Consider the following 13,415-nt stretch of genomic DNA (forward strand, 5'->3'; position numbering starts at 1 on the left):
TGCGGCAGGGGAAGGAGTTCGACCGTGAAACCGATCGCGCGCACGGTCTTCAAGGCGCCGGCGAAGCTGTACGACCACGACCTGGGATGGTTGCTGGGCAAGCGGTTCCTGTGCCTGACCCATTTCGGCCGCAAGTCCGGTCGCCGATACCGGACGGTCCTGGAGGTGGTCGGCCTCCGCCCCGGAACCGGCGAGGTGCTGGCCATCGCCGGGCTGGGCCCGTCCTCGGACTGGTTCCGCAACATCCAGGCGGCCCCCGCGGCGGAGGTCGCGATCGGCCGCCGAAAGTTCGTCCCCTCGTGCCGCATCCTCGACGAACCCGAAGCAGTCGACGCGATCGCCGACTACGAACGGCGGAACCTGCTGCTGCGGCCGGTTTTGCGTCCCGTGCTGAGCAGGCTGCTGGGCTGGCGCTACGACGGCTCCGACGCGGCGCGGCACCGGTTGGTCCAGCAGTTGCCGATCGTCGCCTTCCGTCCTCGTGGCGGAGCCGAACCCGACCAAGAAGGTACTGACCGCTGATGAACTACATCGCCGAACTGCGCGCACTAGTCGGCACCCGCCCGCTGATCCTGCCCGGCACGTCAGTGCTGATCGCCGACGAACGAGGCAGGCTGCTGCTGGTGTTCCGCGAGGAGAGCCAGGACTGGGGGCTGCCCGGCGGATTCCTCGACCCCGGCGAGTCCTATGAGGACGCCGGCCGTCGCGAAGTACGCGAAGAAATCGGCTTGGTGGTACGGGATCTCGAACTGCTCGGCGTCTACTCCGGACCGGAGTACTTCTACCGCTACCCGCATGGCGACGAGGTCCACAACGTCACCGCGGCGTTTGCCGCGACCGTCGAGAACACCGACGTCACCGTGGACGGCACGGAGATCACCGGCTACGAGTTCTTCGACCTGGACCGTCTTCCGGACGACATCATCGCGCCGGAAAGGCCGATCGTCGAGGACTACGTGAAGCGGTTCGGCGGATAGGTTCTCGGTGCCGGGCCGACGAGTCAGTCGAGCGCTCATTTCCGGCTCGGCGAACTAGCTGCTTGCACGTCGAGTGGTCCGGTCAATTATCGCCCGGCGTCGCGACCCGGCCAGTGGGCCTCGCCGCCAGCGACGAGGCCCACCGCACCAGTGCTTCACTTGCCGAGCGCGTCCACGCCCGCCTGGGCGAAGCTCTCGTCCTGCGCACCCGACGGCGCACCGGCCACGCCGACCGCCGCGATCGGGGCGTTGTTCGCGTCCACCGGGACCGCTCCGGCGAGGAACAGGGTGCCCTTGATGTCCTTCAGGGTCGGGGTCTGCTGCAGCCGGCCGGTCAGCTCCGAGGTCTTGGCGTTCCACGAAACCGCGGTGAACGCCTTCTCTTCGGCCGACGAGTACGACTGCGGGCCCGCACCGTCGCCGCGCAGGGTCACGATGGTGTTGCCGTCGCGGTCGACCACCGCGACCGACACTTTCTGGCCCGCCTTCTCGGCGGCGGTGAGCGCGGCCTGCGCGGCCTTCTGCGCGGCGGCGATCGACAGGTGGGTGGTCTGGACCAGCCCGTTCGGCGCGGCTTGGGCAGGCGCGGCCGGAGCCGGGGTGGCGGCGTTGGCGGCCAGCGCGCCGGTGGTGGCGGCTCCGATCACGGCGAGTCCGCCGACGACGGTGGCGATGCGGGTCTTGGCGGTGAAGCTCTTCATCGGGGTGCTCCTTGGCTTGTCCGGCTCGATGCGTTCATCGTGCGTCCGGGACTGCCTTCGCCGGATCGGAGTCTCGGCTCGCCTCGCGGCGCGGAACGGCCGACACTCAGGTCATCCGATCGGCTGATGTCGGCCGGGTTCGCACAGGTCAGGCTCCAGAGCGGAACGGAAACGGAGGGCGGCGATGACCGATCGGGACGCGCGGTGGCTGGCCGCGACCATGCACACGGCGTTCTTTCTGCTGCTGGTCGCGTCGATCGTGCGGTTCCTCGACCACCATCACGGCGAGCCCGCCGCGCCGTGGGTGATCGCGCTGACCGGCTGCCTGGCCGCGGTCTACGCGGTCGGCCTGGTGCTGCGAGTCACCGGGCCCGAGCAGGTGACCGTGCCGTATCTGGCCTGGCTGACCGTCGTGACCGTGCTGTGGGTGGTGCTGGTGCTGCTCGCGCCGAGCTTCGCGTGGTGCGCGGTCCCGATGTTCGTCACCGGCCTCCGCACGCTGCCCACCGGACCCGCATTAGTGCTGGTGACGCTGGTGACCGCACTGGTGGTGATCTCGCAGAACCGGCTGTCGACCGGCTTCGACCCGAACCTGACGATCGTCCCAGTGGCTGTCGCCGCCGTGACCGCCGCGGTGATCACGTACCTGCGCCGGCAGGCGGTCCGGTTGCGGGAAACCGAGCGTCGCGCGGGAATGCTGGACGAACGCCAGCGGCTGTCGCGCGAGATTCACGACGCATTGGCGCAAGGGCTGTCCAGTCAGGCGATGCTGCTGCAGGCGGCCGACCGCGCGTGGGGCGACCCAGACCTGGCTCGTGAGCATTTGCATGCGGCACAACAGATCGGCACGCGCAACCTCGCCGAAGCCCGCGGCCTCGTGCAGGATCTGGCCCCCGCCGACCTCGACGGGCACTCGGTCGAGGAAGCCCTCCGGAACGTCGCCGAACGTGAACCGCAGCCGGTGCGCGTCCAGATCGACGGGCCCGCGCGGCCGCTGCCGAGCCGCGTGCAGTCCACTTTGGTGCGTATCGCGCAGGGCGCGCTGGCCAATGCGCGTGAACACGCCGACGCGTCGGGAGTGGCGTTGACCCTCACCTACCTAGACGATGAGGTCGTGCTGGACATCACCGACGACGGCCGCGGGTTCGACCCTGCCACCCCGAGCGCCGACGGCCGCGGTCACGGCCTGCCCGCGATGCGCGCGCGGGCGGCGCAACTCGGCGGCCGGTTGACCGTCGAATCCGCGCCCGGACAGGGCACCGCCATCTCGGCTGCGATTCCGTTGGGACCAAGCCATGCCTGACGACCAGCCCATTCGCGTCGTGCTCTGCGACGACCACGCCATGGTCCGGGCCGGTCTGCGTGCGCTGCTGGCCGGTGCGGGCGGGATCGAGGTCATCGGCGAGGCGGCGACCGGGCAGGAAGCGATCAACCTCGCTGCGGCGTTGCGGCCGGATGTGGTTTTGATGGATTTGCAGCTGGGCGACGGAATGGACGGAGTCGAGGCGATCCGGCGAATTCGTTCTGTTGCCGAGCCGCCTCGGGTGCTGGTTTTGACGACTTATGACACGGACGCTGATATCACGCGATCTATTGAGGCTGGGGCTACGGGATACTTGCTGAAGGCTGAGTCCGCGGACGAGTTGTACGCGGCGATTCGGGCGGCCGCGGCTGGTCGGACTGCGTTGTCGGCTCCGGTGGCGGACCGGATGATGGCGCAGTTGCGTGCACCTCGGCCCGCGTTGACTGACCGGGAGCGGGACATTCTCGAGCAACTCGCGCAGGGGTTGGGGAATCGGGAGATCGCCCGGCGGTTGTTTATCAGCGAGGCTACGGTCAAGACGCATTTGGGGCGGATTTACGAGAAATTGGGGGTGGATACGCGGGCAGGGGCGGTTGCGGTGGCTAAGGAGCAGCGGTTGTTGCCTTGACCGTGGTGGCGTGGGGTGCCCCGAAGAAAGCGTGGGGCCCCGAAGAAAGACGGTGGTTGCGCGGGGCGCCCCGAAGCTGAGTGTGACTACGGCGCGGGGGTGCTTGTCAAGGCGGGAAAGATGCCTTGACAAGCACCCCCGCGCCGTGTTTTTGGCTTCGTATCGGGGTGCGGGGGTGGTGTGGGTGCTGGGTGGGTTGGGAGCGTGGGCTGCGGTTTGGTGGGCGCGGGGTTTGGCTGCGTGGGCGAGTGGAGGTTGACGCCGAGTTGCACGTTCACCTCATCGGTTCCGCCGACGTAGGCACGGAAAGCGAGACTGGTGCCGAGGCCTGACTGGGCTCGGAAGCCGTGCTGGATCGCTGATGCCCGTTTCCGCTTACCCGCAGTGTACGAAGCTCCAGAAAGTTCACCCGGTAAGGTGGCGGCCGTTGTCCACAGCCAGGGAGCAGGGGTATGACGGCTGTCCACGCCGACATCGATTCGACAGTGCCGGAAGCGGATCGCCCGAAGCGGACCCTGCCGGCGCTGCTCGCGTCGCTCGGGCTCCTCGTCGTGTTCCTCGCCGGCGCGTGGGCGGCCTGGTTCTTCACCATCGACGACGCGTTCATCAGCTTCCGCTACTCCGCGAATCTCGCGGCCGGCCACGGTCCGGTGTGGAATCTGCAGGGCCCGCCGGTCGAGGGCTTCACGAACTTCGCCTGGGTCGTGTGGGGCGCGCTGGGCTCGGTCCTCGGTGTCGCGCTGCCGTTGTTCACGAAGCTGACTTCGCTGGTACTCGGACTCCTCACGCTGGCGATGCTGCTGCGCGAAGGGCACCGCCGCGGCGGGATGCTGGGCCTGCTCGTCGGGGCGGGCGCGTACGTCGTGTTCCTTCCGACCTACTTCCACATCACCGGCGGCCTCGAAACCGCCGCGTTCGCCGCCGTGCTGCTCCGCGTCGTCGTGCTCGGACTGCGAGTCCTCGACGGGACGCAGCTGCGCGCGTGGGAACCGCCGGTCCTGCTGGTCCTGCTCGGCATGATCCGCCCGGAGGGTGCGCTGGCCGCGCTGCCGGTGGTCCTGTGGTGGCTGGTTCGGCAGCGCGGCCGGGCCCAGTGGCTGTGGACGGGGGCCGCGGCGCTGGTCGGCGCGGGGTATTTCGTCTGGCGCTGGCAATTTTACGGCCAGCTGCTGCCCAATACCTTCTACGTGAAGTTCGGCAACCTCTCGCTCGGCTGGATCTGGACGAAGCACACGACGCTGGTCCTTCTGCCCTTGCTCCTGCTGACCCTCTCGCTGCTGTTCCGCCGGGCAACGCGCGCGGTTGGCGTACTCCTAGTCGTGACTGTCGGGGTCACGTACGTGACGTACGCGGTCTCCGGCCCCACCATGGATTACCTGGACCGGTTCGCGGACCACGCAGTGCCGGTGCTGTGCTTGGGTGCCGCGCTGGCGGTCGGAACGCTGGGCAGCCGCGTGGTCGGATCAGTTCTGGGCGCGGTCGCCGTCGGCTGGTCGGCGTGGGCGGGCGCGACGGCTCCGGACCTCGGCGCGATCACCAACTACGGACCGGACCTGCAGCGGGCGCACGTCGCGATCGGCAAGGGCCTCGCGAAGGCGGAAGTCCCGGCCGCGAACCGCACCCTCGCGGTGACCGACGCGGGTGCCATCCCGTACTTCAGCGGGTGGGAATCGATCGACTACATCGGCCTGAACGACCGCGCGATCGCGCACGGAGCCGACCCGACCGACGTGGTCGCGAACGCCCGCCCGACGGTGGTCGTGGTCACCTCCGCCGATCCGGTGCCGACGGCGGGGCGGTACGGCTTCGATCTGGCCCGCGGCACCGCCGGGTACGTGCGGGTCAACTCCGTGCAGCTGCGCGAGGGTTATTGGCAGGTGGTGTACGCGCTGCCGCAGTACGCCGGGACCGTGGGTTCGCACGTCCAGGAAGCGGTCGCGCAGGCCGCGCCGGCTAACGATCCTGGGCAGCCGCTGGACACGGTGGAGCGCTGGCTGAACCGGTTGCGGCGGCAGTTGCCGTTCTGAGCGGGTCCCGTTCGCTGAGCTGCCGAAGCAACGTCAACGCTTCCTCCGAAGCCGACCCAGCCGGAGTCGTGCACACGATCAGCACCTGTTCCGGCGACCGAGCCATCGACAGCGTCTGCTGCGTCACCGTCACCCGGCCGACCAGCGGATGCCGCAGCTCGTACGCGTCGGCGTCGCACGGACCGACCCGATGGTCCTGCCACAGCGAGACGAACTCCGGGCTCTTCATCGTCAGCTCGCCGATCAGCTCGGCCAGCAGCGGGTCGTCCGGATGCTTCCCGACGGTGATGCGCAGGTTGCCGACCACTGCGCGGGCTTTGCGTTTCCAATCCGCGTACAGCTCGCGGCAGTGCGGGTCCAGAAACAGCATCCGGCTCAGGTTGGGACGCTGGGCCAGGTCCAGGTGCCCGGCCAGCAAGGCGTGCCCGAGGGTGTTCCACGCCAACACGTCCGTCCTGCGGCCGAGCACCAGCGCAGGGACGCCCTCGACTGCGCGGAGGAGGTCGCGCGTTTCGTCGGCCAGTTTCTCCGGGCGTGGACGGCGCGGCTGGGGCGTGCGGCGGGCCGCGTCGGCGAGGCGGTCGAGGTGGGCTCGTTCGTGGGCGTCCAGCTGCAGGGCCCGGGCGATCGCGTCGAGGACCTCGGCGGACGCGCCGCGGGAGAGCCCCTGCTCCAGCCGGGTGTAGTACGAGACGCTGACGCCGGCCAGGTGCGCCAGCTCCTCCCGGCGGAGGCCGGCGACCCGGCGGCGGGGGCCGATGTCCCGCAGACCGACGTCCTCAGGACGCAGCCGGGCGCGTCGCGCGTGCAGGAAGTCTCCCAGCGGGCCAGCGGTCATGGATTCCACTATCCGCCGCGTGAGATATCGCTGCCACACCCTGCGCGGGGTAGGACAACGCGGGAGTGGTCCGGCCGCGCGGGCTCGCCCAGGCTCGGTCGCATGGACGAGATCATTCTGGGCGACGTCACGGTCACCCGCGTCAAGGAGTTCGCCGGTTCGGTCGAGATGAGCCCGGACCAGTTCTTCCCGGACAGCCCGGCGGGCTCGTGGGACGAGCACCGCGGCTGGCTGGCCCCCGATTTCTGGGACCCGGAGACCGGCGAATGCCAGTCGGCGATCCAGTCGTGGCTGCTGCGCAGCGAGGGCCGCACGATCCTCGTCGACACCGGTGTCGGCAACCACAAGGACCGGCCGTACGCCCCGGTGTGGAATCGCCTCGACACCGGTTACCTCGACCACCTCGCCGCCGCTGGTATCTCACCCGAGGACGTTGATGTCGTCATCAACACCCACTTGCATATCGACCACGTCGGCTGGAACACCCGCTTGGAGGGCCGCACCTGGGTGCCGACCTTCCCGAACGCCACGTACCTGATGCCGTTGCGCGACTTCGAATTCTGGGACCCGGCCAACGAAAACGAGACCGTGCTCGGCCGCGGGAACCAGAACGTCTTCGAGGACAGCGTCGCGCCGGTGCGGCGGGCGGGACAGGTCGAGCTCTGGGACGGGACGTACCGGATCGACCGGAACCTGCGCCTCGACCTCGCCCCCGGACACACCCCCGGCTCGTCGGTGCTGACCCTGGATTCCGGCGGCGACCGGGCGTTGTTCGTCGGCGACTTGGTGCACACGCCCCTGCAGATCGTGGAACCGGAGACCAACTCTTGTTTCTGCGAGGACCCGGCGGAGGCCAGGGCCACCCGGCGCGCATTGCTCGGCCGGGCGGCCGAGGACAACGCGCTCCTGTTCCCGGCGCACTTCCCCGGCTCCGGCGCGGCGCAGGTCGAACGGGACGGGGCGAGGTTCGCGATCAAGAACTGGGCCGGGTTCTCCCGGATCTCCTGAAAGGTTTCCCATGCGTCAGAAGGAAAATCCAGTCGTCCAGACCGCTGCGGGCGCCGTCCGGGGCCGTGCGGACGAAGCGGGCGAACTGTACTGGGCCATTCCCTACGCGGCCGCCCCGGCCGGTCCCGGCAGGTTCGCTCCTCCCGCGCCGCATCCGGGCTGGTCCGGGGCGCGGGACGGGACCCAGCCGTCGCCGACGGCGCCACAGCCGGTCCGGGACTTCGGGCGGCTGGACCTGACCCCGTACTTCGGGCCGGGATGGGTGCCCGGCGACGAATACCTGACGGTCGACGTCCGCACTCCAGCCGCGGACTCGGGCAAGCGCCCGGTCATGGTGTTCGTGCACGGCGGCGGGTTCGTCACCGGGTCGACGCGCGCCGCGCTCTACGACGGCAGGGCCTTCGCCCGAGACGGCGTCGTCCTCGTGACGGTGAACTACCGCCTCGGCATTCCCGGCTTCCTCGCGCTGGAGGGCGCTCCGGACAATCGCGGGTTGCTCGACGTCCTGGCCGCACTCCGGTGGGTACGCGATTCGATCGCCGCGTTCGGGGGCGATCCGGCGAACGTGACGGTCTTCGGGCAGTCCGCGGGCGGCACGCTCACCGGTGCGCTGCTCGCGACGTCGGAGGCCAAGGGGTTGTTCCGCCGCGCGATCGTCCAAAGCGGAAGCGGAACGGGCGCGTTCACCCCGGAACAGGCGCGACGGGTCACGTCGGCGGCCGCGGCGGCCTTGGGCGTCGCTCCGACCGCGACGGCGTTCGCGGAGATCCCGGACGCGCGGCTCCTGGAGATCTTGCCCGCACTGGCCGGTCTTGACCTGGACACCAGCACCGCACCGGATCCGCTGGCCGGGCTCAGCCCGTTCAGCCTGGTGCTGCCCGCGCAACCGGCCGACCGCCTGGTGTGCGACGTCGACCTGCTGCTCGGCACGAACACCGAGGAGGGGCGGCTTTACCTGGTGCCGCAAGGAAAACCGGACGACACCGCGGACGAGCTGGGCGAGCGGCTGTTCGGCGCGGGCACCGCCCGGTTGGCGCAGGCGCACGCGGAGATCGCCGGCGGCGGCACCTACCGCTATTCGTTCGGCTGCCGCTCGACCGCCCTCGACGGCCGGCTCGGCGCCGCGCACACCGTCGAGCTGCCGTTCGTGTTCGATCTCGCCGACGAGCCCTGGCTGCACGGCGACACCGGCCTGCTCGGCCCGGATCCCGCTCCGGCCGGTCTGGCGGCGGAGGTCCATGCGGCTTGGGTGGCGTTCGCGCGGACCGGAAACCCGGGCTGGGCGGCGGGGAAGCCGCACAGTTTCGTGGGCTGAAACGGCTTTCCACCTGACTGGGCGCGCTGCCGGTGAAGCTGCTCGGGTTGGCTCCTCCGCGGCTCGTCACGTCCCCGGACTGATCTCCAGCGGAGCGGTGGCGCCTCGGCCGAGCTGCTGCCGCTGGGCGACGGTGTGGTCGAGCTGCCGCGCCAGATGCGGGACGTTCGCCGAGGTCAGGTAGGTCTCCGCGCCGGCGTCGAGCAGCCGCCGGACCGGACCGTGGTAGCTGATGCCGAGCTCCGTGTCCTCGACCTCGGCGAGGACGACCCGGGCCTTCGGGAACTTCGCCCGGAGATTCCCGATCAGCTGCGGGCTCACCGGCGGCACGAGCAGCACGTCGGCGGTGGCGGGGGCCGAATGCGGGTCCAGCACGACGTAGTCCGGGCCGAGTTCGGCCGAGAGCGCCCTTCGGGCCGAGGCGGACAGCTTCATCGCCGTGGCGACCACGGTGACGTCGGCGTCGTCCGTTCGCGGCGGCCCGGGCCGGGGACCAGCGCTGGAGATCGCCGCGACCGGGAGGCCGTCCCGGGTGAGGACCAGGTTTTCGCCCGGCCCGAGTGCGTCGACGAGGGCCACGACGTCGTCGGGAAGACGGCCGATGTCGACCTGCCGCGCCCGCTCGCCGGTCATGACGGGCCGGGTGGGCTCGGCAACTCTCTCGAGCGCGGCGGCGCGGCGGCCACCGGTGATCGTGTCGTCATGGAACTCGATCATCCCACAATCGCGGCGCCGTTGTCCGGTCCTTCACGGGAGCCAGGGTGATGGCGGTTTCTCGCCAGCGTTTCCCGCTCCGCGCTTTTTACGCTCGGCCGGTGCATTCAGACTTCCTTCGCGGCCCGATCATCTGGTTCGTCTCGCTTGCCGCCGCATTGGGCACCGCGGCTATCTACCCGTTGCAGCCTGCGATCGCCGAGGTATCCGGCGCTCTCGGCACTTCGCTCGGCGCGGTCGGCGTCGCGCTCGCGTGCGGGCCGGTCGGTTACCTGTGCGGACTCGCGCTGCTGGTGCCGCTCGTCGATCAGTTTCCGCCGCGATGCGTCCTTTCCGTGCAGTTCGGCGCACTCGCGATCGCGTTGGGGCTGAACGCGATCGCCGGCCAGGTGTGGGTGCTCGGCCTGGTGGTCGGCGTGCTCGGGGCGTGCTCGTCGGTCGGGGCCGGGCTGAGTTCGGTGACCGCCCGGCTGGCCAGCCCGAACCGGCGGGCGACCGCGCTGGGAATCGTCACCGCTGGCATCTCGGCGGGCATCCTCGCGGGCCGCGTCGTCGGCGGCTGGCTGGCCGACCTGATCGGTTGGCGCGCGATGCTGGGCGTTTTCGCCGCCGGATGCGCTGCGGTCGCGGTCGCAGTGCTGCTTGTGCTTCCTCCGGTGGCCGGTGCGCACAATCGCGGCTACTTCGCCACGTTGCGTTCGATTCCCGGGCTATACCTGAAGTATCCGGCGCTCCGGCTCGCGGCGGTCCGGGGCGCGCTCTGGTTCTTCGCGTTCTGCGCGGTGTGGTCCGGGATCGCGGTGGCGCTGTCGAAGCCGCCCTTTTCGTATTCCGCTGAGCGCATCGGGTTGTACGCTTTCGCTGGCATAGTGGGCATTTTCGCCACCCGGATCGCGGGCGCGTGGACTGATCGCGTCGGTGCGCGCCGGGTCATCCTCTGCGGGTTGGGTCTTGCTGGCGTGGCGAGCGCGATGCTTGCGATTGCCTTGCCGAGCACCGTTTCGACCGTGCTCTGCTTGGCTTTGTTCGACGCGGGGCTTTTCGGTGCTCAAGTCGCGAACCAGAGCACGGTGCTGGCGATCGAGCCCAGCGCACCCGCGCGGTTCAACAGCGCGTACATGGTGGTGTATTTCGCTGGGGGAAGCCTCGGCACCGCGTTCGGCGCGACGGCGGCCGAGCAACTGGGCTGGCCGCTGACCGCATTGGGCACCACGGCGGTGATCGCGGGCGCGGCTGTCCTCACCCTGGCGTACCGGACTCGGGTGGGCGCGGTATCAGTTCCGGTGAAGTGAGCTCTCCCGAACCGGCGAGAAGAATCGCAGCCTGCACGGCTTCTTCCAGATGCGCGTCCACCGACTCACCGTGCCGCAACGCATCTTCGGCTAGCTTTTCCAGCCCTCCGCACAGGATCACCGCTCGAGCCCGTGACAATGCGGCTCCGCCCGATTTTCGAAATTCGGTGCCAGCCGAGACGGTGCGTACGACGTTGACATACGCGTCGTGGTTCAAGCTTGCGGCGAGCGGGGTGTCCAGCAGCGGCACGTCGCGGAGGTAGCTCAGCATGACGGCCGGCCGGGCATCGACGACGCCGATCCACGCCGTGACGAGCTGGCGCAGTTGCGTTTGCCAGGGAGCGCTGCGGTCGACCGCGGCGGAGACCTGCGCGGATCCGCTCTCCGCCGCTTCCTTGAGCAGGGCGAGCAGGCACGCTTCTTTGGATGTGAAATGCTCGTAGAAGCTGCGGCGGGAGGTGTGTGCCCGGCCGACGAGGTCGCCGATGGTGATCTTAGGGAAGCGTTTTTCCGCGAGCAGCGACTCCAGCGCTCCGGTGAAGCGGCTCCGGTAGGCGCCGGCGGATTCGGCGGCCGTTTCCGGCTCTGCAGCGCGAGGCACCGCGCGGGTCCTTCCTGTCCGCGGTTATCTCGCGATCCTACCAGTCCGGCGGACTGCCATATTCAGAATGGTTGCCGGATATTCGTGGAATGCCAGTAAGGAATGCGCGCGACGGCATTCGGCGGCGCTGGTTCGTCCGGGCGGCCGTACGATGGAGTACCCGGCATCCCCGCGGTGTCCCGTGCTGCCGCCGGGTGCTGGTTCCGCTCGCGTCCCGGCGGCACGGGATCCGGTCGCCCGTTTCCGGCAAGAAGACCGACGTCTTCGATCAGCGGGACTCCTCGGCTGTCCGGTTCGGTTCCGTCCGGAATACCTTCCGGTATGCGCCCGGCGTGACGCCGACGACGTGGCCGAACTGGGAACGGAAGTTGCTCGTCGTGGGAAATCCGGTCTGCGCGGCGATCCGGTCGACGGTGTGGTCGGTGGTTTCGAGCAGTTCCTGCGCCTGCCGGATGCGCACCCCGGCCACCCATTGCATGGGACTTTGCCCGGTTTCTTCCTTGAAGCGCCTGGTGAGTGTGCGCACGCTCAGTCCCGCCGCGTCGGCGAGATCGGCGAGCGAGAGGTCCCGGTACGCGTTTTCCTCGATCCACGGCAATACCCGGTCGAGTGCGGTCGGGCGGCGGGGCGCGCGGTTGCGGACGATGTATTGCGCCTGTCCGCCGGGCCGGTGCAAGGGCGCGACAGCGAGGCGGGCGGCATCGGCCGCGACGACGCTTCCGTAATCGTTCTGGACAATGTGCAGGCACAGATCGATTCCGGCCACCGCTCCGGCGGACGTGAGGATTTTCCCGTTGTCGGTGTAAAGCAGGTCGGGATTCACTCGGACCGCCGGGTATCTCCTGGCGAATTCGTCGGCGGCGAGCCAATGCGTGGTCGCGTCCCGGCCGTCGAGCAATCCCGCTTCGGCGAGAGTGAACGCCCCGACGCAGATCGACGCGATGCGCGTACCGCGGTCCGCGGCCGCGCGCAATGCGTCCAGGACGGCTGGCGGGGTCGGCGCCAGCGGGTTGTTCCGCCCGGGCACCACGATGAGGTCGACGCGCTGGAGGGCGTCGAGGCCCTCGTCGACCGCCAGTCGCAACGGGCCCGCGGTGACCTCGTGCTCCGGACCGGCCACCAGCGTCCGGTACCCCGGCCGGCCGTCGGGGAGGCGCACGCGGCCGAAGGTCTCGATCGGTGTGGCCAGATCGAAGGCAATCGCGTCCGGCAGGGCGAGCACCGCTGTGGTGTACATCCCTGCAGAATAAGCCATCTGTGCGGTGGCCAGATCTGAGTGGAAGCTGTCCAGATAGCCACTGTGGAGATCATCGCGGATGCCTTTCGATGGAGGAAAGCGTCCAGCGAAAGGAACCACTCATGCTTCGGGCCCAGTTCGTTCTCTTCGACGGGTTCGACCCGCTCGACGTCGTCGCGCCGTTCGAGGTGCTCACGGCGGGAAGCGGCTTTCTCGGGGGCAAGCTCGCCGTCGAACTCGTGAGCGCGGACGGCCCCGGCGTCGTGGGCTCCGGCAATCCCGGGCTCACTCTGACCGCGACCGCCGCGTTGGACCCGGATGCACCCGGCTACGTCCTGGTCCCCGGAGCCGCTGGCCCGGTGGACGGCGATCCCGACGCGGGCGTCGAAACCATCCCGGTCCTGCTGTCGCACTTCGCGTCGAGCGACGCCATGCCGTTGCTGCGTCGCGCGTTCGACAATCCGGACTGCACGATCGCGACCGTATGCGGGGGTTCGCTCGCGTTGGCGATGGCGGGATTGCTCGAAGGCCGCACCGCGACGACGCACGCGCTCGGCATCGACCTGCTCGACGCGACCGGCGTGCACATCGTCCGTGCCCGCGTCGTGGACGACGGCGACCTGATCAGCGGCGGTGGCGTTACTTCCGGGCTCGATGTGGCTCTGTACGTGCTGGAGCGGGATTTCGGCTCGCACACCGCGCACGCCGTCGAAGAGCTTTTCGAATACGAACGGCGCGGCACCACCTGGAAAGCGTCGCACTGAAGGGAAACAG

At 69.5% G+C, this 13,415-nt stretch carries 14 protein-coding genes; 9 read left to right on the plus strand and 5 right to left on the minus strand.

Features of this window, described 5'->3' with window-relative positions; translation table 11 throughout:
- Positions 1-24: 24 nt before the first annotated feature.
- Both ATK30_RS30170 and ATK30_RS30175 read left to right on the plus strand, forming a co-directional pair.
- Complete coding sequence (locus ATK30_RS30170) at positions 25-522, plus strand: nitroreductase family deazaflavin-dependent oxidoreductase (RefSeq protein ID WP_244194774.1); 498 nt, start codon at positions 25-27, stop codon at positions 520-522.
- Positions 522-977 carry an NUDIX hydrolase gene (locus tag ATK30_RS30175; protein WP_101438373.1) on the plus strand — a complete coding sequence of 152 codons (456 nt, stop codon included), beginning with the start codon at positions 522-524 and terminating at the stop codon, positions 975-977. The genes ATK30_RS30170 and ATK30_RS30175 overlap by 1 nt, the downstream gene beginning before the upstream one ends.
- Before the next feature lie 155 nt (positions 978-1,132).
- On the opposite strand, the gene ATK30_RS30180 is transcribed toward ATK30_RS30175, so the two are convergent.
- Positions 1,133-1,678: a GlcG/HbpS family heme-binding protein gene (locus ATK30_RS30180; protein WP_101438374.1), complete on the minus strand. Its 546-nt coding sequence runs from the start codon at positions 1,676-1,678 to the stop codon at positions 1,133-1,135.
- A gap of 184 nt (positions 1,679-1,862) precedes the next feature.
- Here ATK30_RS30180 and ATK30_RS30185 point away from each other — a divergent pair, with 184 nt between their 5' ends.
- The 3 genes from ATK30_RS30185 (at position 1,863) to ATK30_RS30195 (ending at position 5,636) form a co-directional block, all read left to right on the plus strand.
- Positions 1,863-2,981 carry a sensor histidine kinase gene (locus ATK30_RS30185; RefSeq protein ID WP_101438375.1) on the plus strand — a complete coding sequence of 373 codons (1,119 nt, stop codon included), beginning with the start codon at positions 1,863-1,865 and terminating at the stop codon, positions 2,979-2,981.
- On the plus strand, positions 2,974-3,609 hold the full coding sequence (locus ATK30_RS30190) for a response regulator (protein WP_101438376.1): 636 nt from the start codon (positions 2,974-2,976) through the stop codon (positions 3,607-3,609). The genes ATK30_RS30185 and ATK30_RS30190 overlap by 8 nt, the downstream gene beginning before the upstream one ends.
- 452 nt (positions 3,610-4,061) lie before the next feature.
- The gene (locus tag ATK30_RS30195; protein WP_244194775.1) at positions 4,062-5,636 is read left to right on the plus strand and encodes a hypothetical protein; all 1,575 of its coding nucleotides are present in this window, start codon (positions 4,062-4,064) and stop codon (positions 5,634-5,636) included.
- Here the strand turns inward: ATK30_RS30195 and ATK30_RS30200 are convergent.
- A complete protein-coding gene (locus ATK30_RS30200) occupies positions 5,563-6,474 on the minus strand; it encodes a helix-turn-helix domain-containing protein (RefSeq protein ID WP_101438377.1) in 912 nt (303 codons plus the stop codon). The genes ATK30_RS30195 and ATK30_RS30200 overlap by 74 nt on opposite strands.
- A gap of 102 nt (positions 6,475-6,576) precedes the next feature.
- On the opposite strand from ATK30_RS30200, the gene ATK30_RS30205 reads away from it, so the two are divergent.
- Both ATK30_RS30205 and ATK30_RS30210 read left to right on the plus strand, forming a co-directional pair.
- The gene (locus ATK30_RS30205) at positions 6,577-7,482 is read left to right on the plus strand and encodes an MBL fold metallo-hydrolase (RefSeq protein WP_101438378.1); all 906 of its coding nucleotides are present in this window, start codon (positions 6,577-6,579) and stop codon (positions 7,480-7,482) included.
- Positions 7,483-7,492: 10 nt separating this feature from the next.
- Positions 7,493-8,797 (plus strand): carboxylesterase/lipase family protein, encoded by a 1,305-nt coding sequence (locus ATK30_RS30210; RefSeq protein ID WP_101438379.1) that lies wholly within the window; start codon positions 7,493-7,495, stop codon positions 8,795-8,797.
- Between the two features lie 66 nt (positions 8,798-8,863).
- Here ATK30_RS30210 and ATK30_RS30215 read toward each other — a convergent pair whose 3' ends face one another.
- Positions 8,864-9,514 (minus strand): hypothetical protein, encoded by a 651-nt coding sequence (locus tag ATK30_RS30215; protein WP_312878690.1) that lies wholly within the window; start codon positions 9,512-9,514, stop codon positions 8,864-8,866.
- 98 nt (positions 9,515-9,612) lie between these two features.
- On the opposite strand from ATK30_RS30215, the gene ATK30_RS30220 reads away from it, so the two are divergent.
- A complete protein-coding gene (locus ATK30_RS30220; RefSeq protein ID WP_244194776.1) occupies positions 9,613-10,803 on the plus strand; it encodes an MFS transporter in 1,191 nt (396 codons plus the stop codon).
- Here the strand turns inward: ATK30_RS30220 and ATK30_RS30225 are convergent.
- Positions 10,751-11,404 (minus strand): TetR/AcrR family transcriptional regulator, encoded by a 654-nt coding sequence (locus tag ATK30_RS30225; RefSeq protein WP_101438381.1) that lies wholly within the window; start codon positions 11,402-11,404, stop codon positions 10,751-10,753. The two genes, ATK30_RS30220 and ATK30_RS30225, sit on opposite strands and share 53 nt — an antisense overlap.
- Before the next feature lie 268 nt (positions 11,405-11,672).
- The gene (locus ATK30_RS30230) at positions 11,673-12,641 is read right to left on the minus strand and encodes a GlxA family transcriptional regulator (RefSeq protein WP_101438382.1); all 969 of its coding nucleotides are present in this window, start codon (positions 12,639-12,641) and stop codon (positions 11,673-11,675) included.
- 122 nt (positions 12,642-12,763) lie between these two features.
- On the opposite strand from ATK30_RS30230, the gene ATK30_RS30235 reads away from it, so the two are divergent.
- Positions 12,764-13,405 (plus strand): DJ-1/PfpI family protein, encoded by a 642-nt coding sequence (locus ATK30_RS30235; protein ID WP_101438383.1) that lies wholly within the window; start codon positions 12,764-12,766, stop codon positions 13,403-13,405.
- The last annotated feature ends 10 nt before the right edge of the window (positions 13,406-13,415 follow it).

Origin of the sequence: Amycolatopsis echigonensis (assembly GCF_002846615.1) — a bacterium.
Classification (GTDB): domain Bacteria; phylum Actinomycetota; class Actinomycetes; order Mycobacteriales; family Pseudonocardiaceae; genus Amycolatopsis; species Amycolatopsis echigonensis.